Origin of the sequence: Marinobacter manganoxydans MnI7-9 (assembly GCF_000235625.1) — a bacterium.
In the GTDB taxonomy this organism is placed as follows: Bacteria; Pseudomonadota; Gammaproteobacteria; order Pseudomonadales; family Oleiphilaceae; genus Marinobacter; species Marinobacter manganoxydans.
Genome location: NZ_AGTR01000011.1, coordinates 59886 through 81755 on the forward strand (window position 1 = coordinate 59886; position 21870 = coordinate 81755).

Below are 21870 nucleotides of genomic sequence, written 5' to 3' on the forward strand. Positions count from 1 at the left end.
ATCCGCGATTCGTTTAAGACATGGAAGATGCTCATGCCGGCCCCTCACTGTGGGTTGCGCAGCCGGCGCAATGAAAACAGATCCTCATCAATCGGCAGGTCGAATTCAATAGACTCAATCGTGATCACCGTGCGGGACTCGGGGTTATCGGCGTCCACCATCGTCCAGCGGGTGGGTATCCGGCGCCCATCCATGGTTTCGATCTGGTCATAGGTCATGCGCTTGACGATCTGATCGCGCTCGTCGTAGTAGGCAAGCGAAACCGGGATCGAGTCCTCCCGAACAGTGAATTCCAGGCGACTCCACACTACCGGGGCATCAGGTCGGGGCGTCGAGACAACCCGATACACAGCCACCTCACCGGAATCGTCGGTTTCGACCAATTCGTGGGTGTAGTCCTCGACGAACGAGCTTTCCCTGACCAGGTCGTCGTTGCTGAAGTTGGAGCCCATCCATGGCTGGAGCATCATCGACGGTGGGATCTTGATGGTGCGATCAACTTTGGGCAAGTAATTCCACATGGCATCGCCGATGCGCAGCGAGCCGATGCCGGCCTCTTTTTTGGGCGCGTGAATGCGAATCAACGTATGCTCCGGACGATTCATCCAGGCTTCCAGTTCCAGTGTGCGAGTCCAGTACTCAGACTCGATCCACATAGTGAAACGGCCGTGATTGCTGTCGGACCACAGAGTCTGTTCCATGCCTTCAATCAAGGAAACTGCCGAGGGAGGGCCCGCGACAAGACGGCCTGATGCGGCAAACAAAAGGAGAACGCTGATCCAGACTCTCATTGACTACTCCCTTTTCTACTATGAGCTACGGATCACCTTTGCCTCTTCCCCGACAGCGGAACCGCCATCTGTTTTCCCAGGCGCTTTAACAACGATCACCAAGCCAACAATTGTGATCCCTATACCGATCATTTCCAGTGATGTGAAAGTTTCGCCGAACAAAAGCATTCCGATAGCGAGACCGAAAACAGGCGTTAAAAAGGTAAACGAATTGAGGCTGTTCAAGGGCGCGCTGGCGAGCAAGGCATACCAGAGCACAACCATCATTGCCGTTGCCGGAATGGCCAGAACGAACATGGCAGTGGTAAATGACCAGGTCCAGTCAATCTCAAAGCCCTCGCCCAAGGTCACAGATGCTATTCCCAGAAACACTGAACCTATGACAAGCTGAATGCCCATCGACCAATAGATATCATCACTGCCGGCCTGGTATTTAAGCAGCACGTTTCCAATGGCGGTTCCGATGGCTCCACCAAGAACATAGACGGCCCCTGAAAATCTGGCGTTACCAAATTCCATCTCTGGCATCGCTAGCACCACAACACCAATAAAACCGATCAAAAGGCCTACAAACACACGCCCGGTCACAACCTCTCGGACGATAAAAAATGAAAGAACCGCCGCAAACAGCGGTTGCGCATTAGCCAGAACGGTTGCAAGTCCTGGCCCCAGTTTGCCAGCTCCTAAAAACATCCCTCCAAGCCCCATGCCCGTGTAACTGAAGCCAATTGCGGCCAGTATCAGGAGCTGGCGAAGTGAATAACTGGGCCGACCACCTTTTGTAAAAGCGAGCAGAATCAGACAGAGCCCTGCCAGCAATGCGCGTAAAGCGGCAAAAAGCAAAGGTGGCGCGTCCGGCAACCCCACCACAATAAAAGGAAAGCAGATCGCCCAAAGAAAGGCGACAAGAACCATCCCAGCGACTGCACGTATCGAAAGTGATTGGTTCACCAACGGCTCCTTTATCTACCCGGCAGATGAGTAGAGCTTTTGTTCAAGCTTGCCGCCCCAATCCGCGCAACCGCGGCAAAAACCTGGGAGTTTTGTTGGCATAGTGCCGCCAGGCTTCCCCGAACGTTTTCTCTGCCTCTCGTTCCTCACTGATCGATAAGCGGGCATACATCCAGAGCAAAACCGGAAACATCGCCAGAGTTATAAGTGTTGGCCACTGCAGAAGGAAGCCAAACATAATCAAGACAAAGCCGACATACTGAGGATGCCGAACATACGAATAGAGCCCCGTCGTAGCCAGCTTTCGCTCTTTTTGCGCCGCGTACAGGGTTCGCCATCCGGCGGCAATCAAGTAAAAACCTCCACCTATAAACACCGTACTCAACAAGTGGAAGGGGCCGAAATGGGGAGAACCCTGCCAACCAAAGAGCATTTCAAGCAAGTGCCCGCTATCGTGGGCAAGCCAATTCACATCCGGGTATTGGGTCTGAAGCCAACCGGACAGGAAATAGAGTGTCAGCGGGAACCCATACATCTCTGTGAATAATGCCACGAGAAACGCGCTGAACGCACCGAAGGATCGCCAGTCTCGTTGGGTCTGTGGCTTAAAAAAACTGAAAGCGAAGAAAATAAAGATCACCGAGTTTAGAACCACCAGTCCCCAAAGACCGTAATCGGACGAAGCATCAGTCATCGCGTTGGCCTCCACTCTTGCCTTCCGGTTGATCGTGGTGATTATGGCCACCGTGATTCCCATGCCCTCCATGCATAAACATATGAATAAACGGGCATGCCAGAAGGATTAACCACGGCAAAGCACCCAGAAGGTGAACCTTATGTTCGCCCCAGAGCAAAACCAAAGCGATGACCGCAAAAATTGCCAACGTAATCTTGAAACGCTTATCCATATAGATTCCCTTTGGGAAAAGCTTGTCAGTGGGGCTTACTGGCTAGTATGCCTCTAGCGATATTTGGTGACCTATCCCGTCCAAAGAAACGTCATCAACAATTTCCAGAGAGCCCGGATCAAGCACCCAGAGCCTGGCTTCGGCCCGACTGGTGATTAATAGGCTGCCATCGACGGGAGAGACCGCCAGGTGGTAAGGGGCCGGCGCCAGTGACACGCTATGGCGGATCCCGCTGGCAAGATCGATCCGGACGACCCGGTCGCCGCCCTTACTGGTTGCGTACAGTATCCCGCCGTCGGTGCTCAGGCCAACGCCATGAGATTCCGCCCCGACATCATACCTTGCCGCCACGGCGCCTTTGGAAAGCTCCAGGGCAACAACCTGGCCCGAGTCGACATCATTGACATAAAGCCGTTCGTTGCCGGGGGCGAGCACCATATGCTCCGGACTACCGCCAACCCGAAGATTGCGTTTGACGAACCAGTGCCGGGTATCCACTTCGCTGACCGTGCCGTTGCCGGTATTGCTGACCAGCAGAGACTGACCGTTGTCGGTCGCTACCACGTAGTTGGGCGCCGGGCCCGTCGCCACGGTTTCAACCAGCTGTCCGGATTCCAGGTCAACCACACTGATACCGCCGCCCATGGGGTGCGTGGAAACAGCGTAGCGACCGTCAGGGGTCACCAGTACATGGTGCACCGGCCCAGGCACCTCCAGCGTGCGGGCAATCGCGTTCGTGGAGGTATCGACAACATAGATCCGCCCGGTATTGGCGTCTTCCGGAGCTGCCGCGGGCGCACCACCCCCATGATGGGCGGCATGCTCATCTTCCGTCACGCCCTCCGGGCGACTGACCGGTTCCTGGCTGTCGTGAGCGGTCAGGCTGCCGGCAACCAGATAGCGGCCATCGGGTGTCAGTGCCGAGCCATGGGTATTGATGGTCCCGCTGATCGTCGACGTTATCTGGTAACTTTCCAGATCAATAACGCCCACGGAATCCGCCGTCCCCATGGGTACGAATGCCCGGGCACTGTCTCCCATCGCCGTCAGGGACAGGCTCATCAGGACAGTGGCTACCAGCGAGGAGCGCCACCGGTTACGCGCCTGGAGTTTCATAAAATCACCTCTTCAGGCCGGGGTACAACGGGAATCAGATCTCTCTCGGTCACTCAAATCGATTCAACAACCTTTAAAAGCATGTCCCTGACTTTTCCAGCAACCTGCTTGAGCTCGTCGTTATCAATAGCGGTCATGGAAGCCACGGGGTCTATCGCGCTGACCTCAATACCCTCCGCAACTTCGCGAAGAATGACGTTACAAGGCAGCATCGCACCGACACGAGGCTCCAGGCCAATGGCCTCCCAGGCCATACCGGGATTACAGGCCCCAAGAATCCGGTACGCAGACATATCCTTGTCCAGCTTTTTCTTCATCGTGGCCTTGACGTCAATTTCCGTCAGCACCCCGAAGCCGTGATCGGTAAGCGCCTGACGCGTTCGTTTGTCCACCTCCTCGAAACCCGCATTGCCGATAAGTCGGTCAATCGTGTATGACATACAACCTCCTGTTATTTTTTCATGGGTGGAATTTTCGAACAGCAAAACGGCTCATGCTTGGCATTGGCCCGGACGTTGTCGTCCGTATAGCGATACCACGCCAGTTTCCGCCGGGTCCACCAGCCCGCTTTCAACCGGCCTCCATGGAGCTCGATCAGCTCCAGCAGCTCATCGGTGGACCAATGGGTCCCATCGAAGGTGACATGCAGCTGGTTGCCCGGTTTGCGCTCGGCAAAATCGACACAGGGATGGTGGTTGAGTTCGTGGATGAAATCGTCCCACTCACTCTCGCCAAGGTCTTCGATGGCCAGTTTCCGGCGCAACAGAAACTGCGCCTGATTGCTTGCTTTGTGTGCTTTGGTCATGGGAGTGCACCTCGTTGCCTCGCTACCTACCCTCTATCACACCATGCCAACCTGAACTGCGACTGAATACAGGTGAAAATTCCAGGTGGACTTGACCCAGATCAAAGTGTAGACAGAAACGGGCCCGGGGAGTATCCCGGGCCCGTCAGCCCCACGATCAGAACGCGAGGCGGGCGCCGATCACGGCAAACCAGTCTTCCGTACCACCGCCCCCGGCTTTGGCGAAATCCGCGGTATCGCCGTACTTGCGCTCGTGCACCACACCCACATAGGGCGAGAACGTGCGGTCAATCAGGTCATAACTCAACCTGAGGCCGGTTTCGGTGGACACCAACCCCTTGCCGACGCCAATTTCCCGGTCCTCGCTGAACGCTACCGTCGCATCCAGAGTCGCATACAGGATCCAGTAGTTGGTCAACAGCCACTCGTATTCGGCATCCAGATCGGCGGATGTGTCGCCCTCGTCACTCATGTACAGGTTCGCATCGATCTCAAACCACTGGGGCGCCAGCCCGACAACACCGAGCACCGCGTACGTCCGGTCCGGACCCTCGGGTGTGTCGAACCGGACGCCGGCTTTGGCATCAAAGAACTTGGAAATCGGCACCTGCCCCACCAGCTGGTTTTCCAGTGATTCGTAGGCCCGCTCCTCCAGGCTGTACTCACCTTTTGAAATCCACCGGAGTTTCAGCTCGTCGGTGCCGTAGAAGGAATCCGCATCCCAGACTCCCAGCTCCTCATCATCGTCACTGTAGCGGTATTCAAACTCCTCCAACTGCACACCCCAGGTCGTGAGCGGCTGCTTACGCGCGGTGGTGTCGGAAATCATCTCCTGAGCCGCTAACGCGGTTGGGAAGCCGATCGAAACGAGCAGGCTCACAGCACCCAGCAATCGGATACGGCTCATGCATCACCTCCTTCTTCGGTCGTGGCGCCTGCCTTTGCCTTTGCCTGAGCCGACTCCGGGCCACCCTCAACAATCACTTTGCGGAACATACCGGCTGCCGCGTGATAGGACAGGTGACAATGGAAGGCCCACTGCCCGGGTTCATCAACCTCGGTTTCCATATAAACTGTGGTTCCGGGCTGTACGCTGACAGTGTGCTTGATGGGATTCCACTGGCCTGCACCGACCTCGAGAATGGACCACATACCGTGAAGGTGCATAGGGTGGGTCATCATGGTTTCGTTCACAAACTTGAAGCGGACTCGCTCACCGTACTGGAGACGAATCGGATCCGCATCCTCGTACTTAACGCCGTTGATGCTCCAGATATAGCGCTCCATGTTGCCGGTCAGTCGAAGCTCGATTTCCCGGGTCGGTTCCCGGTCTTCATACAGCGGGTTTTGAGCTTTCAGGTCTGCATAGGACAGGAATTTGCCGCCATTCGCCGCCACGGGCACAAGGCCACTGCCCTTCGCGTAGAACGGATCGCTCGCGCCACCTTTGGGCATCTCCATGGAATCGTGGTCCATGCCCGCCATGCCCGAATGATCCATCTCCTGCATGTTCGAATGATCCATACCGGCCATACCGGAGTGATCCATCCCCTTCATGGACGGGTCGCCCATACCGGACATGCCGTCGGTACCGCTCATATCCATACTGCCGTGGTCCATGCCCGCCATGCTACCGTGGTCCATACCGGGCATGCCGCCCATGTCCGCCATGGTCAGGCGCGCAGGCTCACGCAGTTGGGGAACGTCCGCTTCCAGGCCCTCTTCCGGAGCCAGCGTTGCCCTGGCATAGCCCGAACGACCCATGGACTCAGCGAAGATGGTGTAGGCCCGCGCCTGCCTGGGGCGGACAATCACATCGTAGGTTTCCGCCACGCCGATCCGGAATTCGTCGACATTGACCGGCTGCACGTTATTGCCGTCTGCCTGCACGACCGTCATATCCAGGCCGGGAATCCGGATGTCGAAATACGTCATCGCCGAGGAGTTGATGAAACGCAACCGGATGCGCTCCCCCGGCTCAAAGAGGCCGGTCCAGTTCTGCTCCGGCCCCTTGCCGTTGATCAGGCCGGTAAAGCCCTGCAAGTCCTCGACATCCGCTTTCATCATGCGCATGTCACCCCAGGCTATCCGGTCCCGGACCGTATTCATCAGACCGTTCTCGGACACGTCCGAGAAAAACTCACCCACCGTCTGCTGCTGCCGGTTGTAGTAGTCGGGGATCATTTTCAAGTTGCGCATGATGCGGTCGCCGGAATGCGGGTGTTTGTCAGTCAGCTGAACCACGTACTCACGGTCGTAACGGAACGGCTCACGCCCTTCGGGTTCGATAACAATGGCACCGTAGGCACCGTCGGGCTCCTGGAAGCCGGAATGACTGTGAAACCAGTAGGTACCCGCCTGCTGAATGGGAAACCGGTAGGTAAAGGTTTCACCCGGCCTGATGCCTGGGAAACTGATACCGGGCACGCCATCCTGATCGAAGGGAAGGATCAGCCCGTGCCAGTGAATGGAGGTCATCTCATCAAGGTTATTGGTCACATTGATGGAAACCTCTTCGCCTTCCCTGAAGCGCAGAACCGGCCCGGGGGATTTGCCATTGTAGCCGATACCCGTTTTGACAAAGTCGCCGGTATCGATTTTTACCCGATCGACTGTGAGGCTGTATTCCCCTGCCAGGCCGATCACCGGCAACAGCAGAGCCGCAATGCCTGCCAGAAGGGTTGTGTTCATGGTTTTGATTGCTCCCAACTACAAAACAGTCTATGAGGAACGCCCGCCAGGCCGAGGATTTCGCCGGCGCGGCGGGAGCGGTTGATCAGAAAGGGATCAGTCGAAATCCACTTCGCCATACATACCGGCCTGGTAGTGCCCGGGCACGTTGCAGGCAAACTCGATATCACCTTTATCGGAAAACTTCCAGACCACTTCCCTGCTCTGCCCCGGCTCCAGCAATACGCTGTTCGGATCGTTGTGTTTCATGGCCTTGCCATTCCCCATATCCATTTCCATCATGTCGCGATTGAGCGTGCCGCCCTGGATAATCCCGTGCTCAACCATCATCATCATTTCCTTCTGATGGGCTTCGTGCATGGCGGGCGTGCCGATATTGAATTCGTGAACCAGGTTACCCTTGTTCTGTACCACGAAGCGCACGGTTTCCCCGGGCTTCACTTCAATCGAGTCCGGCTCGTAGTAGTTGTCATGCATTTCCACGGTGATTGTCCGGGAGGCTTCTGACGCTTTGCCCGGCTCACCAGTCGCCGCGCCGTGCCCGCCGCCATGTCCGCTGCGTCCGCTGCCATGCCCTTCGCCGTGAGCACCTGCGGCAAATGCCGTTGCGGACATTGAGATCGCGGCTGCCGCCACCAAGAACTTTGATGCACTCATCCCATCTTCTCCTGCAATAATTTATAGTAAGCGCTGGTCACACTTGCCCCGAAACTTGAGCAATGTCCAGAATCGGCTGATACCATCGCTCACTAACCTGAATTCTTGCTGAAAATACCAAAATAATTATTATTCAGGCTGGATTCAGGCGCTTCAGCGAGACTGCGCCGGTCATATTGCCACTGGAAAGGAACAACTATGCGATTACTATTGGTCGAAGATGATCGCTTGCTTTCACAAGGCCTCACACGCCAATTAGAGAAATCAGGGTTCAGTGTGGATGCCGCCTACACGGCGAAAGAGGCTATCGTTCTTGGCGAGCAGGAGGATTACCGGATAAGCATACTGGATCTGGGCTTGCCCGATGGTAACGGTCTGGATGTGCTGAAAAAATGGCGAGCGAACCGCGTCAGCTTTCCTGTATTGATTTTGACTGCAAGGGACGATTGGCATGATAAGGTCAATGGTCTAAAGGCCGGGGCAGACGACTACCTGGCCAAGCCCTTCCAGACCGAAGAGCTGATCGCCCGCCTTAACGCCATAGTGCGTCGAAGCGAAGGAAGAGTCCATTCCCTGGTAAAGGCCGGCCGCTTTGAATTGGACGAGAATCGCCAGAGCCTGAAACTGGAGGGAGGCACGGAACACCCCCTGACAGGCACCGAGTTCCGCCTGTTGCGCTGCCTGATGAGCCGGCCTGGCCAGGTTTTCTCGAAAGAGCAGCTGATGGAACAGCTTTACAACCTTAATGACAACCCGAGTGAAAACGTCATCGAGGCCTATATCCGGAGGCTAAGGAAGCTGGTAGGCCCCAAAACCATCTCAACACGGCGCGGCCAGGGGTATCTGTTCAACGATGTTTCATAGGAAACCAGCGTCAGTCAAGGGAACTCTGCTTGCCCTGCTATTGCCGGCCAGCATTGGCCTGATGGTTCTTGCGTGGCTGGTGCACGGCTTGTTGCTGGAACGGATGTCCAGGGAATTCGTTGAAAGCAGGCTCAAGGACGAAGTCGCGTTCCTTGTACACCAGATTCGCACGTCGAATGGTCGCGTGGATACGCTCCAGACCGGTGATTACTTCCAGGATGTCTTCCATCACGCCTTTGCCATACGGTCGCCCTCCGGGACAATCATTTCGCCCGAGGCCTGGGCGCCTCTTTTAACGCCCTTGATTGAGTCCGGCAATGACGGAACCCTTCGGGTGCACGACACAGAAATAGCTGACGCACCCTCGGATATCCTTGCCTATCGAAAATCCTTCCAGGTAGGCGAAACGCCTATCACTGTGATTGTCTCCGAGGATCTCGGCGCATTGAAACGCAGTCAGGCAGAACTGCATGCCTGGACTGCCATCGTCTCCGTTTTGCTGATACTGCTTCTGGTCGCCGTGATCTGGTTCGGCATTACCCTATCCATGCGCCCTGTTGTAACACTCAAGGCTGCACTAAAAAGGCTCCAGGATGGCAAAATTTCGCGTATTGACGTCCAGTCTCCCGAGGAGTTTCAGCCCCTTGTGGAGCAGCTCAACCAGTTGCTCGACTCTTTGGATCAGCGACTGGAGCGCTCACGAGACGCCCTGGCAAACTTGTCCCACAGCGTTAAAACACCCATCGCAGCTGTCCGGCAGATTCTGGACGACAAAAGCCACCCTCTAAACAACGATCTGAGACACCAGATGGCAGCCCGGCTGAATGACATCGACAAACAGCTTGAAGCGGAAATGCGGCGCAGTCGTTTCGCCGGCCCGCAGGTTGGAAAAAGTGCGTACCCCTTGAAGCAGGCCCGGGATCTTCTTTGGATGCTAGGCCGTTTGTACCCGGAAAAATCCTTTGAGCTGTCCAGCGCCCTTCCCGAGGAAAGCCGCTGGCCGGTTGAAGAGCATGATTTGAACGAGATCCTGGGAAATTTGCTGGATAACGCGGGAAAATGGTCGAACAGTTACGTTGAACTTTCCTTATCACAAGACAACGGGTTAACTCGCATGGTCGTGACCGATGATGGCCCAGGAGTCAACGAAAACGAAATGACCAGCCTGGGTCAGCGCGGGCTACGTCTGGACGAACAAACACCGGGGCACGGCCTTGGGCTCGCCATAGCGAGAGAAATCGTTGAGCGTTACGGTGGGCAGGTTACCTTCTCAACAGCTTCTGGTGGCGGCTTGCAAGTGACTGTCGAGATTCCTAATTGACCCTCTATCTGACGCTTTTAAAGGGTCGACGAATTAGCCAGACGGGACACTGTATATGTATATGTGGCTAGCTCCCTGACTGAAAGGTATTGTTCGTTAACAGAATAAGCGTAATCGGGAGTAGTAACGATTTTCCTCTCCTTTAATGGCATAGCGACCCTTGGCAAAGAAACTCTACCCAACTCAATCCTGGGGAAAGGCTTCCCACCGGGAGACTGCAGTTCACGATAGCTTTCCGCGACACTAACCCTCGTAGCGTCGTCGATGGGGAAAACTGAAAAGATTTCTCTGTCAGAAAGCGACGAACTCTCTTCGCCAGCTCCGATCCCTGAACCCTTCACAGAGGCAACCATCAGTTTCCCGATGTCTCCGGCAAGCAATTCATATCGCTGGACATGCAACTGGTTATTAATAAACCTTATGGCAACATTTTCTGTTTTTCCGGTTTCTTCCCGTAGCTCCTCCCCGGAGACCTCGAAAAGTTGTGAGTAGATCTTCGTGTATTGCCCCTTGCCTGAGATGTCCCGATCCTGCCCCCATACCACTGCAATCTCAGGATGCGGGTCCACCCGCACCATGGAGCCATCGATGGCCAGCAGGCGTAGTCCCTGCGCATCCAGTTGAGCCTGAATGGCCTGGTTCAGGGCCTCGAACACGGCCGGATCCAGCTTTTGGCGGGCCTTGCAGAAGGCAGAGGCGGTCACGTGACAGGACTCCAGGGCAGCATCGGTGACCTGCTGGAAGAAGCCGTTCAGTTCGGTCTGCAAGGCGGACTGGGGTTGGTTGAGCAGGAACAGCACCAGATGCTTGAAGGTCAGGTGGCAGTGGCGGGTGAAATCCTGACGGCGCTGACGGTGCTGGGCGATAAAGGCGGGACCATCAAGCAGGTTGGTTATTTTATGTACAATTTTTGGTCAGGACCTGGCTGGGGGTGTCAACCGTTGGCTTTTGTGGGTGTTTCATAAGGAGTGTGTGAGCGATAATTGTATGGTATTTATCGATAAAAGTCACTAATTCAATGACGTTGGCTGTGGATCAAGCGGCAGGCCATATACATCAGTTCCTGCATGACCGCTCTCAAGCGGCGGCGTTTGGCCGGGTGCCGTATCGGAACATCCGGGCTGAGGAAGGCAATTGCTTGATGCCCATAGCCGACTTGAAGAACGGGTCGGTGCGGACGGTTTTCGTCGGTCGACCAGAATGGGGAGACAGCAAAGGACTATTAAAGTTCAATAATTATTTGACACGCTAAAACCGGCATGCTTTGCTAAGCAGACCAATAACAAAAATGCTATAAAAAGCATTACAGGAGTACGCCTATGTCTAAGTCTACTAAGCCCGTGTCTTTCAAGAAATTGACCCTTGCCACTGCGATATTGGCATCACTCGGCCTCGGAACGGCCCAGAGTAACGCCGCAGAGCTCGAGTTCTTTGGTACCGCCAAGATCAAACCGACCTATTACTCCAATTTTGACTTTGATGACCAAAAAGAAGATGGCGCGACGCTCAATGAAGGGGGCCTTGTCAGTGGTAACGGCGCTCATACCCGTTCCGAAACGCGTCTGGGCTGGAAAGCCGCCGGCGATGACTGGTCGGTCAAGATGATCGCAGAGGCCGATCAGACCCTGACCAAAGACAACGTTGACCGGAGTTTTTATACTACAGCAGAAAAGAACGGCCTGCCCAACGCGGGTGGCGAATTCGGTATCGAACGCGCCGAGTTCCTCTACTCGCTTGCGCCGGCTGTGCAGCTGCAGGCGGGCTGGGACATACGCTATCTCGATCTGCAGTCCGGCGGCCTTCTGTACGGTGACGATCACCCGTTCGTCGGCTTGCGGGGCAAGAACAACGATACCAGCTACGAAGTGCTCTATATTCCGATCAACAATAGGGTAAATACCGGCTCCAGTGAAGCAGGAGACTGGCGCGTCTACAGCGCCAAGGTAAGTCAGAAGGTAGCGGAATGGACGCTCAGCCCGATCCTGGCGTATAGCGATAACGTCGATAGAAATGCCGATGTGACCTATTTCGGCCTGGAAGGCTTCGGCAAGATTGGTGGTGCCAACCTGTCGTTTGAAGTGATCGGCGCCGATGGCACTGTCGGTGAGCGTGACCTGAGCTCCGCGGCTGCCTACGCCGGTATCGAACTCCCTGTCAACGACAGCTTCAGTCCCTATGTGGCGGTCAGATATACCCAGGGCGACAGTGACGCAACCGACAACAAGGTCGAAGGCTTTAACGGTATCACCGATATCGGCCGCTTCAGTGGCCTGATGGGCATGGACGGCAACATCCTGGGCGAAAACCTGAGCACCGGTTATGGCGCAACACTGTATGCCTACTCGCCGGAGCGTACTGGCGGCGCGGGCGTACAGGGTTACGGCGGCATCGGTAACGGTGCATCGGGTATCAACCCGGGGTCGCAGATCCTCGCGTTCGGCACCAAGGGCGCGTTAGCCAGTGTGGCACCGAACCTGTCTTACAAGGCGCAGCTGTTCATGATCTGGTTTGATGAAACCAGCAACCTGGTCAATGCCAAAAACCCCGGCCAAAAGGTTGATGATTATGCCGGTACTACCGTGGATCTGCAGCTGAAGTACGCCTTCAACCAGAACTTCTCGATGGATTACATCCTCTCGACGTTCGTTCCGGGTGACGGCATTCAAGATCAGACCAACTCCAATGATAGTGCCTACGTTAATACGCTGAGCATGAACTGGGCGTATTAAACCGGTCATACGAACAGCGATCAAGTAGCAAGGCAAACGATACCTTTGTATCGTTTGCCTTTTTTTGGAGGCAATATGATCGGCATCGCTCAGATCAATTCCAGGCTCCCCGTCCTGCTCATTTGGCTGCTGTCTGTCGCCTGGCTGCCAACAGCCCATGCGCAATGGGCTCAGACAGAGAAATCATTAGCCGCGTGGGACGGTAACAAAACCATCGATTTCATCATGACCGGTGATGACCGCAGGCTCGCCCTGGAGTCACTGGAACTGCTGCGACGGCTCGTTAGTCTCGGCTATCAGATAACCCTGGGGCGACATGCCGACTCTCCGGTCAGTGCGCTGGAGTTGCGCTTAACCGTGACAAACGGGATGGCGACACTGGTGCTTAACCGTACGCGGGACGGCATGACCATCGGCGCTGAACAGCGGCAGCTTGCCGGGGCGACGGCCACGAACTACGCCAATAAGACGGTGCGGCCGGCTAGCCGACCGTCGGTTGGCAACTTTGTCCCTGACCGTCGTATTGACCTGAATCAACAGCCGCTGCGCATTGTTTCATTAAATCAGCCTAACCCCGATATTTTGCGGGTGGCGCTGTTAGATTCGAAGGGGTTATCGGTCTATGACATTGATAACGGACAGGTTTTAAAGCCGGTCGCTGAATTCAGACCGCCCGATACGAACCTGGACGCTTTGTACCTGGATGCCGGCGATATTGACGCGGACGGCAACCCGGAGATCGTCGCAGTATGGGGCAAGAATAATCTGGCTGCTTTTGATGGCATCGATACCAGGCTGCATGCCTGGGTATTGGCTCTGGACGACGGCGCTCTTAGGCCGGTCAGCGATGATTTGCAGGCCTATCTGCGCATTAACAACAATACCGCCTATCTGCAACGGCGCGGGGTTTATGAGGCTTTTGCGGGCAAGGTGCACCAACTGGAAGGCAATGACGGCGCATTCAGCATTGCCAAAACACCGGCATTCCTGGGGTTAAATAATATTTATCGGGACACCCCCATTGACGACGCATCCGCGTTCTCATTCGATGATAATGACCGGTTATTATATCGGAGCGGTTTTGGACAGCCGCAAACGGAGGTAACGAGCGCACCCTATTCAGACTCGCTGGGAGAGATCACATTTCCTGTGGTCTACGTGAAACTGGAGCAGCCGGAGTATCCACTGGGGCTTGCTGAGAGTGATCGCGTCCTGGAGCGGGCGGTCCCGCTGGCACGGCGAGTGCAAATCAAGGGTGATATCGCTTATACCCAGGTGCGGGGCCGAAAAACGTCTCTGTTCGGAACCAAAGCGGAAGGGGCGGATCGGATAGTGGCAATCGATAGTCGCTCAGGACAGGTGTCAGAGCCATTTGCCGCCGTGGGGAACTTTATCCTCGACTTTACAGTAATGAAGGGCCCCAATAACGCCCGCCTCGCCATTTTACTGCTAAATGACAAACCCGATGGTTCAGGTCGGTCGAGTCTTCGTATTCAACAAGATTCTACCAACCAATAACCACCCGCAGCTCGGGTAATGTAATGGTTGACGGGCAGCGCCGCCGTTCTTGGTGTCGAAGTGGGGACGACGTTCGCAGTTCTCGTGAATCAACCGGTCATAAGTGAGGCACCGTCATCAACTTAACCCGAATTATTCATAAAAAAAGGCGAACCTTGTTTATCCCATTGATATAATGGGAGTTAGACCAATAACGCTTCGGAAGAAGCTAAACAAGGCTCACCCATGTCCAATTCTATCCCAACTCAACTGCGTTTTCCTCCCTTTGCCGACTTTACCGTACGGGCTGATTTTGAGGGCGGGGCGCTGTCATCCGATTTCGGCCCCCTGCTGCTGCGGGGCGTTGACCAGCAGATCGGCCTGATCCATCGACTGGCCCAGGGCAGGCCATTGACGACCGCCGTCACGCGTCCTACATCGACCACTCGCTTGGTGCTCTGCTGACCCAACGGATCTTCCAGATCGCTTGCGGCTATGCCGATGCCAACGACGCCAACACCCTGCGCCGTGACCCGATGTTCAAGCTCGGCGCCGAGCGCAAGCCGCTTGACACTGAGCAGGATCTGGCCAGCGCTCCGACCTTCTCGCGCCTGGAAAATGCCGCTAACAATCGCGACCTTTACCGCCTGGCCCAGGCATTTGTGGAACAGTTTGTCGCCAGCTACGCCAAACCTCCAAAGATGATCGTACTCGACATGGATCATTCCGAAGACCAGACACATGGCCAACAGGAGCTGGCGTTTTACAATCATCATTACCAGAGTCACTGCTACCTGCCACTGTTTCTGTTCGAGGGCCTGTCGGGCAAGTTCATCACCGCCGCCCTGCGCCCCGGCAAACGCCCGAAGGGGGCAGAGAACGCGATGATCCTCAAGCGGGTGCTCAAGCGGCTGCGCCAGCACTGGCCCGAGACCCGCATCCTGCTGCGAGGTGACGCTCATTTTGCCAACGTGGAATTGATGCAGTTGGCGCTCGACGATCCGTACACGGATTTTCTGTTCGGCCTGACCGGCAACAGCCGCCTGAAAAAACTGGCCGAGCCACACCTGGAGCGTACCCGCCGGTTGCACGACACCCGCTGCCACAACGCCCGCCTCGCCGAACAGGAGCCGCCGCAACGCTCGCGCACCTTCCACGAGATCGACTATCAGGCCCGCTCCTGGCCGCAGAACTTTCGCACTGTCCTGAAAGCCGAAGTCATGGGACTCGGCGATAACCCCCGCTTCGTTGTCACCTCCCTGAAAGATCCGGCCCCGGAGATGCTGTACACCGAGCTGTATTGCGCCCGGGGCCAGGACGAGAATTTCATCAAGATGATGAAAAACGATCTGGCCAGCGACCGCACCTCGGATTGCCGCTTTGCGGCTAACCACATGCGCCTGTTTTTCTCCTGCGCCGCCTATGTGCTGCACCAGGCCTTGCGCACCGAGCTGTTGCAAGGCACCGAGCTGTCCCGGGCCCAGCCCTCAACGGTGATCATCAAGCTGTTCAAGCTGGCCGTGCGGGTGGCGCAGTACAAAGACCGCATCAAGCTCCACCTGCCCAGTAGCTGCCCGGTCGAGGCCCTGTTGCACACGATCACCGAACGGTTATACCGCCTACCCCGGCCCTCGCCAAACACCAGCTGAGCGGCCGTCGGCACTCATCGCAATCCCGGCCTCGGGAGGCTTTCGCACGTCTGGGCATCAGAATTGCTCAAATAGTAAGCGATTCAAGGGGACGGTTTGTCGGCCCGGAGGTGAATCTGAATCTCTTAATAAGAGCGGTTCTCATAACCGGCCCGCGTGGGCGCTTCGACTGCGGAATTGAGTGCTTATTCGGACGGTTTATGAAACATTCGGGATAGATATTGTTCATTCTATTTTTTTGGAATCAATCGCACCCACGTATTCAGCTTCAGCGATACGCTTCGGCCCAGGGGGTGTCTTTATGACGACCAGCAACCCCGCTACCGTGATCACCATCCCCGTAATTTCTGTCAGACTGAACGTCTCATCAAACGCAAACACGCCGATGAGCAGGCCGAAGACCGGCGCCAAGAACGTAAAGGGGTTGAGACGGTTCAAGGGAGCGCTGGCCAGCAGGGCGTACCAAAGCACTACCATCAGGGCAGTCGCCGGAATGGCAAGGACAAATATGGCTGTGGCAAAAGACCAGGTCCAGTCGATCTCAAAGCCCTCACCAAGACCGATGGAAGCCATGACCAGAAAAGCAGAACCGATCAGGAGCTGAATGCCCATCGCCCAGAAAACATCGTCCTTGCCAGCCTGATATTTCAGCAAGACGTTCCCTATCGCCGTTCCAATTGCTCCACCGAGCACGTAGACCGCACCGATGAAACGGGCGTTTCCAAAGTCCAGTCCCGGCATTGCCAGCACGACCACCCCGGCAAAACCGATGAGCAGACCCGCAAACATGCGGCGGGTTACGACCTCCTTAATGATAAAGATCGATAACACCGCCGCGAATAAGGGCTGAGCGTTAGCCAACACCGTCGCGACGCCCGGCCCCAGCTTTCCAGCTCCGAGAAACATACCTCCCAGCCCCATGCCGGTGTAGCTTAAGCCAATCACAGTCAAAATCATCCACTGCCGGGGCGAATAGCTGATGCGACCACCTTGCCTGAATGCGATCAGAATCAGACCCAGGCCAGCTAAAAACGCTCGCAAAGCGGCAAAAAGCAGCGGAGGCGCGTCCGGGAGCCCAACCACGATAAAGGGAAAACAGATTGCCCAGAGAAACGCAACCAGGATCATTCCGGCAACCGTGCGCATCGACAGGGGTTGGCTCACCATCGCCTCCAAATTCCGGCACCTCCGTTCAACGAGCACAGGTCAGCGAATTACCCCAGCACACGAAGCTGAAACAGACCTGAAAACCGTTACCTGACATCTGTTTGACGAGGATTAATACCGACACTATAGTCCAGACCGTTTATGATAACTGACACCCGCTTCCACACGCCGAACAACCCACCTCAGCTACGGGCTCCAGATGCAAGACTCGACCCACGGTTACCAACGGACGGCCAATACCCACGCGGATCGACTTAACCAACAGTGCTACTGCGTCACTCTCGACCGCAAAGCCCTCGACAAAAGCCTGCTGACTCAGTTGGCGGACGCTGGAAACGAACCATCCACGGCCTCCGAACTCCACCATCTTTTTTCAAACACACCGGTTTTCCTCCCCCGGGCCGACATAGCGACGATGGAACGGATCGTTCAGGCGATCGAATCAGCCACCGAACTTCCGTCGTACCGTGAGCGTGTACTGTCCTGGGCACCGGAAATCGCACGCTTCGATCCCGGCCCCATAGGGGCGTTCATGGGCTATGACTTTCATCTGGGCCCCGACGGCCCCCGGCTGATCGAAATCAACACCAACGCCGGTGGCGCCTTCCTGAACCTTGTCTTGTCGAGAGCCCAGCGCAATTGCTGCGACCCATCTCAACAACCCACAACACCCCAGCAGCCGCTCGACGGATTCGAGGACGCGGTGTTCTCAATGTTCAAACAGGAGTGGCAAAGCCAGCACGACAATTTCGGGCCCAGTTGCCTGGCCATAGTAGACGATGCCCCAAAGACACAATTTATGTTCCCCGAATTCCAGTTGGCCCAACAGATTCTCCGAGCCAAAGGAATTGATACATTGATACTCGATCCACAGGAGCTTCAGTATGCCGGCGGTACGCTGACAGCCCGCGGTAAGCCCATTGATATGGTCTACAACCGTCTGGTGGACTTCGCATTGGACGCCGCGCCCCATGCGGCATTAAGGCATGCCTATCTGGATGGCGCCGTGGTGGTAACGCCTAATCCCCATGTGCACGCTGTGCTGGCTGACAAGCGAAACCTGGCCCTGCTATCCGCACCCCACTCCCTTCGAGACTGGGGGCTCAATGAGGCCGATGCAGGCTACCTGGAGAGAGCCGTGCCGAAAACCAGGCAGGTTTCGAGGAACGACGCGGCTGAGTTGTGGAGTGCGCGACGTCATCTGTTCTTCAAGCCGGTTGCCGGCCATGGCAGCAAAGGCGTCTACCGGGGCGACAAACTAACCCGGCGCGTTTTCGAGAACATCCTGAATGGTGGCTACATCGCCCAGGACCTTGTCCCCGCTGGAGAACGAACCCTGAGAATTGACGATGCAGTGGTCACCCGAAAAGTCGACATTCGGCTGTATACCTACGCCGGCAAAAGTATGCTGGTTGCGGCGAGGATATACCAAGGCCAGACAACCAATTTTCGTACCCCCGGAGGTGGATTCGCTCCGGTTTTTCAGGTGTGATTATTACCTTTTCAATGAGCCAATATTTGATCGCATTAATGAAGAATTCCAGATTTTTGGTTTAGCGAACTGTAGAACATTAAGTTACTTAAGCACGGTCCGGACCTATGAAAGCATAGGCCCGGAGACCCCTCGGCGCTTATTCGTTGGTGAACGTCACAACATCTTTTTAAACTGCCCGTAGTCTCCTCCGGTACGCAGTACCAGAGTGATGTCGTTGTCGTTCCGATTTCTGAAAAACCAGCCATGATTGCCGGTAAAGGCTGCCTCCAGCTCGCCTTCGTCTTCAGGCACGCCCCGGCCTTTTTCGTAGGAAATTGACTGACCACCTCCATCACCATGGGTATCGAAGTTGATCGGGCCACCTTCTGACACCCAGGAGAACCGGGCTGTAGCACCTTCCTCCATAGTAAGTTTGAATTCGGTGCCTTCTCCCGGTGTGAGAATCACGCGCACTTCATCCTGCCACTGCGGTTCCGCAATTTCTGGTGCAGGCGCAGATTCTGGCTCAGAAGGCGCAACCTCTGCTTCCGGTGAGGGGGCTGGCTTCTCAACGGCTTCATCCACGACAGGTGCATTGACTTCCGGCGCCTGTCGCTCAGTTGAGGATTGAACAGCAACCATCTGAACAGCCTCGTCAGCAGCAGCCTCTTCGGCGAGCTGCTCCTTGATCTCACCCATTTCAGTCAGGCCTAAAAGGCGACCTGCGCCGGTTGGGTCCAGGGCGTACTCGGCGGGCATGACCACGGTTACCAGCAGAACCAGCGCCACAATAGCGGCAATGATGGTGGATCGAACCAGTTTGGCAGTGCTGGGCAGTTCTTCACGGTTGGGTATATCGGTGTTGTACATAAAAAATCTCCAGAATCAGGCGACAAAGTAACCGGTGAGCTGATAGCCAAAGAGCAGAAAACCTGCACTCATCATGGCCACGTTGGCGGTGTAGGCATGGCGGAAAAAGCCGTCGGTTTTACGCCAGAAGCTGATAGCAATGAGGATCATGGCCAGGGCGATGAGCTGTCCGATTTCCACACCCACATTGAAGGCGAGGAGGTTCGGAATCAGGCCGTCCGGCGAGATGTCGTATTCGATGATCTTGGTGGACAGGCCGAAACCATGGAAGAACCCGAAAATCAGCGTGGCGGCCTTGGTGTTGGGCTGAAAGCCAAACCAACGCTGATAGGCACCGATGTTGTCCAGTGCCTTGTAGACGATGGACAGACCGATAATCGCATCAATGAGGTAGCTGTTGATGCCCACGTTGAAATAGACGCCCAACAACATGGTGGTGGAATGCCCGAGGGCAAACAGGCTCACGTAGATCGCGATGTGCTTCATCTGGTAGAGGAAGAAGATGACACCCAGCAGGAACAGCAGGTGGTCATAGCCGGTGACCATGTGTTTGGCCCCCAGGTAGATGAACGAAATAAGGTTTATCCCGGTAATTTCCTGGATGTACCCCTTGTCGCCCTGAGCCACGGCATGGGCGAGTACGTCGGTACTCAGCCCCAGCAAGCCCAAAGTCAGAAATATCCAGAGTAGGCGATTGCCTGTGCCCGTTGAGGACACACCACGGCATCGGCCTGTCAAGTTTGACAACATAAAGACTCCAATCGAATGTGTTTTCTCGGGCCGCCTAAGCGGCAAGAATCAAGCAGAAAGGAGTGCTTTTGGAGGGCGTTCGAGCCGATAGCGCAAGCTGCGGGGGAAATCATCGGCAAAGGGCACGGGCTGCCGGAGAACGGTCAGGCTTTGGGAAATAAGGGGAACCCTTAGCTGGTCCACTGTCTCGTGGGTATGATTGCCAGCATCATGATGCACTGATGATGTCTCTGGCTCTTCGTCAAAATCATGGGTGTGTCCATGCGCACCATGACTGCTCGCTTGGCCGTCAAACTGCGATTCCCAGTCGCCTGCCAAGTTGGCCACACCATGAGAGAATGACTCGCCAATCACCGACAGTGACAGGCCCGCCAATGCAAGGAGTATGACGAGCGTTGGAAGCAGTTTTCTCGGGTGAATGGCCGAAATCATCAATCTACTGCGTCGAGTCTGTGGTTGGATTTCAACGAGAACGGAGGATACCATCCCCCCGTGGGGGATAGGAATTAAAAATGGTAAATGATCACACGCATCAATCTCACCCGAACATTATCAAACGTCTGAAGCGGGCAAACGGCCATCTTGAAAGCGTGATTGGCATGATTGACCAGGGACTGGCAGTGTGCCTGAATGCGCTTTTTATAGACTGTAGGCGACTCGGGCTGATGCGAGACGACTGAGACAATAGCCGCATGAATGTTTGGGCCTATCGCCCACACATGCAGATCACTGACTTTGGCATCGTCGTCTTCGACGGCCTGTCTGACGGTTTCCTCCATGTCCTGATGCTGCTCGTCGAGGAGGACCTTTGAGGTCTCTTTCAGCAGATGCCAGGACCAACGGGTTACCAGAATCGCACCGATAATCCCCATCATCGGGTCCATCCAGTTCCACCCGGCATATTTACCCGCCAGAAGGGCAACAATAGCAAGGACTGACGTCAGCGCATCCGCAAGTACATGAAGGTAGGCCGCACGGCGGTTGTGGTCATGGTGATGATGGTGGTGACCGTGATCATGGCCGTGACTGTGACCATGATCATGGCCTGCATCCCCCAGTATCCAGGCTGACACCCCGTTGACCACCAGGCCAATGATGGCCACAAAAATAGCCCCATCGAAAGAAATGGGGACGGGCTGAATAAAACGCCCGACGCTCTCGATGACCATGTAGAGCGCAAAGACAGCCAGCAGAATCGCGCCGGTAAAGCCGCCCAGCGCATTGACCTTCCCCGTCCCGAAAGAGAACCTGGCGCTGCCCGCGTTTTTCCTGGCATACGCATAGGCGAAGGCGGCAATACCCAGAGCCACCGCGTGCGAACCCATGTGCAGGCCATCAGCCAGCAAAGCCATTGAGCCATAAACGATCCCGGCCAGGGTCAAAACCAGCTTTTGGCCTATCCCCCCTGGGGGGATGGCATGAGAATGCTACTGTAGCCAGATGGCTTCAACAACCTTGACAGAGGGGGCAGTGTCCAATTCGGCATACTCTCACCCTCCCCCCGATGAAGACGAGTAAACCAAGGTGCTATCGCTTTCCAACATGGCTTACGATCTGGAAGACCTCATCAGCCCTGCGCTCACGGGGCCAGGGGTCATGTCGCTGAACCTGGTTGTGAGCTTTTCAGGGG

The 21870-nt window shown here is 55.7% G+C and carries 20 protein-coding genes and 4 pseudogenes; 8 read left to right on the forward strand and 16 right to left on the reverse strand.

Annotated elements, in window-relative coordinates; genetic code table 11:
* Positions 1-44: 44 nt before the first annotated feature.
* The 10 genes from KYE_RS02170 to KYE_RS02210 all read right to left on the reverse strand — a co-directional run bounded on the left by KYE_RS02170 (position 45) and on the right by KYE_RS02210 (position 7919).
* The gene (locus KYE_RS02170; RefSeq protein ID WP_008169953.1) at positions 45-791 is read right to left on the reverse strand and encodes an outer membrane lipoprotein-sorting protein; all 747 of its coding nucleotides are present in this window, start codon (positions 789-791) and stop codon (positions 45-47) included.
* An 18-nt stretch (positions 792-809) separates the two neighbouring features.
* Positions 810-1742, reverse strand: coding sequence for a DMT family transporter (locus tag KYE_RS02175; RefSeq protein WP_008169955.1), 933 nt, complete (start codon positions 1740-1742; stop codon positions 810-812).
* A 43-nt stretch (positions 1743-1785) separates the two neighbouring features.
* Positions 1786-2436, reverse strand: a complete 651-nt coding sequence (locus KYE_RS02180) for a methyltransferase family protein (RefSeq protein ID WP_039881797.1) — start codon at positions 2434-2436, stop codon at positions 1786-1788.
* On the reverse strand, positions 2429-2650 hold the full coding sequence (locus tag KYE_RS20965) for a DUF2933 domain-containing protein (protein ID WP_081467492.1): 222 nt from the start codon (positions 2648-2650) through the stop codon (positions 2429-2431). Before KYE_RS20965 ends, KYE_RS02180 begins: the two co-directional genes overlap by 8 nt.
* A gap of 42 nt (positions 2651-2692) precedes the next feature.
* Entirely contained in the window at positions 2693-3766 is a 1074-nt protein-coding gene (locus KYE_RS02185; RefSeq protein WP_008169958.1) for a YncE family protein, read from the reverse strand.
* A gap of 53 nt (positions 3767-3819) precedes the next feature.
* Positions 3820-4206, reverse strand: a complete 387-nt coding sequence (locus KYE_RS02190) for a DUF302 domain-containing protein (RefSeq protein WP_008169960.1) — start codon at positions 4204-4206, stop codon at positions 3820-3822.
* An 11-nt stretch (positions 4207-4217) separates the two neighbouring features.
* Positions 4218-4571: a hypothetical protein gene (locus tag KYE_RS02195; protein ID WP_008169962.1), complete on the reverse strand. Its 354-nt coding sequence runs from the start codon at positions 4569-4571 to the stop codon at positions 4218-4220.
* A 157-nt stretch (positions 4572-4728) separates the two neighbouring features.
* Positions 4729-5478 (reverse strand): copper resistance protein B, encoded by a 750-nt coding sequence (locus KYE_RS02200; protein WP_008169963.1) that lies wholly within the window; start codon positions 5476-5478, stop codon positions 4729-4731.
* Positions 5475-7262 (reverse strand): copper resistance system multicopper oxidase, encoded by a 1788-nt coding sequence (locus KYE_RS02205; RefSeq protein WP_008169964.1) that lies wholly within the window; start codon positions 7260-7262, stop codon positions 5475-5477. Before KYE_RS02205 ends, KYE_RS02200 begins: the two co-directional genes overlap by 4 nt.
* A 96-nt stretch (positions 7263-7358) precedes the next feature.
* A complete protein-coding gene (locus KYE_RS02210) occupies positions 7359-7919 on the reverse strand; it encodes a cupredoxin domain-containing protein (RefSeq protein WP_008169967.1) in 561 nt (186 codons plus the stop codon).
* 198 nt (positions 7920-8117) lie between these two features.
* Here KYE_RS02210 and KYE_RS02215 point away from each other — a divergent pair, with 198 nt between their 5' ends.
* Complete coding sequence (locus KYE_RS02215; protein ID WP_039881786.1) at positions 8118-8783, forward strand: response regulator transcription factor; 666 nt, start codon at positions 8118-8120, stop codon at positions 8781-8783.
* Positions 8773-10104, forward strand: coding sequence for a sensor histidine kinase (locus KYE_RS02220; protein WP_039881787.1), 1332 nt, complete (start codon positions 8773-8775; stop codon positions 10102-10104). The genes KYE_RS02215 and KYE_RS02220 overlap by 11 nt, the downstream gene beginning before the upstream one ends.
* A gap of 533 nt (positions 10105-10637) precedes the next feature.
* Here KYE_RS02220 and KYE_RS21800 read toward each other — a convergent pair.
* Positions 10638-10970: pseudogene (locus KYE_RS21800) on the reverse strand (IS4 family transposase); the annotation flags it as partial.
* Between KYE_RS21800 and KYE_RS21525 the strand changes: the two are divergent.
* The 4 genes and pseudogenes from KYE_RS21525 (at position 10908) to KYE_RS02250 (ending at position 15979) form a co-directional block, all read left to right on the forward strand.
* Positions 10908-11069 carry a hypothetical protein gene (locus KYE_RS21525; protein WP_158217736.1) on the forward strand — a complete coding sequence of 54 codons (162 nt, stop codon included), beginning with the start codon at positions 10908-10910 and terminating at the stop codon, positions 11067-11069. The pseudogene KYE_RS21800 and the gene KYE_RS21525 sit on opposite strands and share 63 nt — an antisense overlap.
* A gap of 354 nt (positions 11070-11423) precedes the next feature.
* Positions 11424-12833, forward strand: coding sequence for a hypothetical protein (locus KYE_RS02235; RefSeq protein ID WP_008169976.1), 1410 nt, complete (start codon positions 11424-11426; stop codon positions 12831-12833).
* Positions 12834-12908: 75 nt separating this feature from the next.
* Positions 12909-14351: a hypothetical protein gene (locus KYE_RS02240; protein WP_008169978.1), complete on the forward strand. Its 1443-nt coding sequence runs from the start codon at positions 12909-12911 to the stop codon at positions 14349-14351.
* Positions 14352-14576: 225 nt separating this feature from the next.
* Positions 14577-15979: pseudogene (locus tag KYE_RS02250) on the forward strand (IS1380 family transposase).
* A gap of 225 nt (positions 15980-16204) precedes the next feature.
* Here the strand turns inward: KYE_RS02250 and KYE_RS02255 are convergent.
* The gene (locus KYE_RS02255; protein ID WP_008169985.1) at positions 16205-17146 is read right to left on the reverse strand and encodes a DMT family transporter; all 942 of its coding nucleotides are present in this window, start codon (positions 17144-17146) and stop codon (positions 16205-16207) included.
* 199 nt (positions 17147-17345) lie between these two features.
* Between KYE_RS02255 and KYE_RS02260 the strand changes: the two genes are divergently transcribed.
* Positions 17346-18638 carry a hypothetical protein gene (locus tag KYE_RS02260; protein ID WP_008169986.1) on the forward strand — a complete coding sequence of 431 codons (1293 nt, stop codon included), beginning with the start codon at positions 17346-17348 and terminating at the stop codon, positions 18636-18638.
* Between the two features lie 156 nt (positions 18639-18794).
* On the opposite strand, the gene KYE_RS02265 is transcribed toward KYE_RS02260, so the two are convergent.
* Genes KYE_RS02265 through KYE_RS02275 form a run of 3 tightly spaced genes read right to left on the reverse strand, consistent with a single transcriptional unit; the run spans position 18795 to position 20672 of the window.
* A complete protein-coding gene (locus KYE_RS02265; protein ID WP_008169988.1) occupies positions 18795-19490 on the reverse strand; it encodes a hypothetical protein in 696 nt (231 codons plus the stop codon).
* Between the two features lie 15 nt (positions 19491-19505).
* Positions 19506-20240, reverse strand: a complete 735-nt coding sequence (locus tag KYE_RS02270) for a HupE/UreJ family protein (RefSeq protein WP_175497415.1) — start codon at positions 20238-20240, stop codon at positions 19506-19508.
* A 48-nt stretch (positions 20241-20288) separates the two neighbouring features.
* On the reverse strand, positions 20289-20672 hold the full coding sequence (locus KYE_RS02275; protein ID WP_008169992.1) for a hypothetical protein: 384 nt from the start codon (positions 20670-20672) through the stop codon (positions 20289-20291).
* Between the two features lie 80 nt (positions 20673-20752).
* Between KYE_RS02275 and KYE_RS21305 the strand changes: the two are divergent.
* Positions 20753-20854, forward strand: a pseudogene (locus KYE_RS21305) (metal-sensing transcriptional repressor); the annotation flags it as partial.
* Positions 20855-20872: 18 nt separating this feature from the next.
* On the opposite strand, the pseudogene dmeF reads toward KYE_RS21305, so the two are convergent.
* Positions 20873-21622 (reverse strand): annotated as a pseudogene (gene dmeF / locus KYE_RS02280) (CDF family Co(II)/Ni(II) efflux transporter DmeF); the annotation flags it as partial.
* Positions 21623-21870 lie beyond the last annotated feature (248 nt).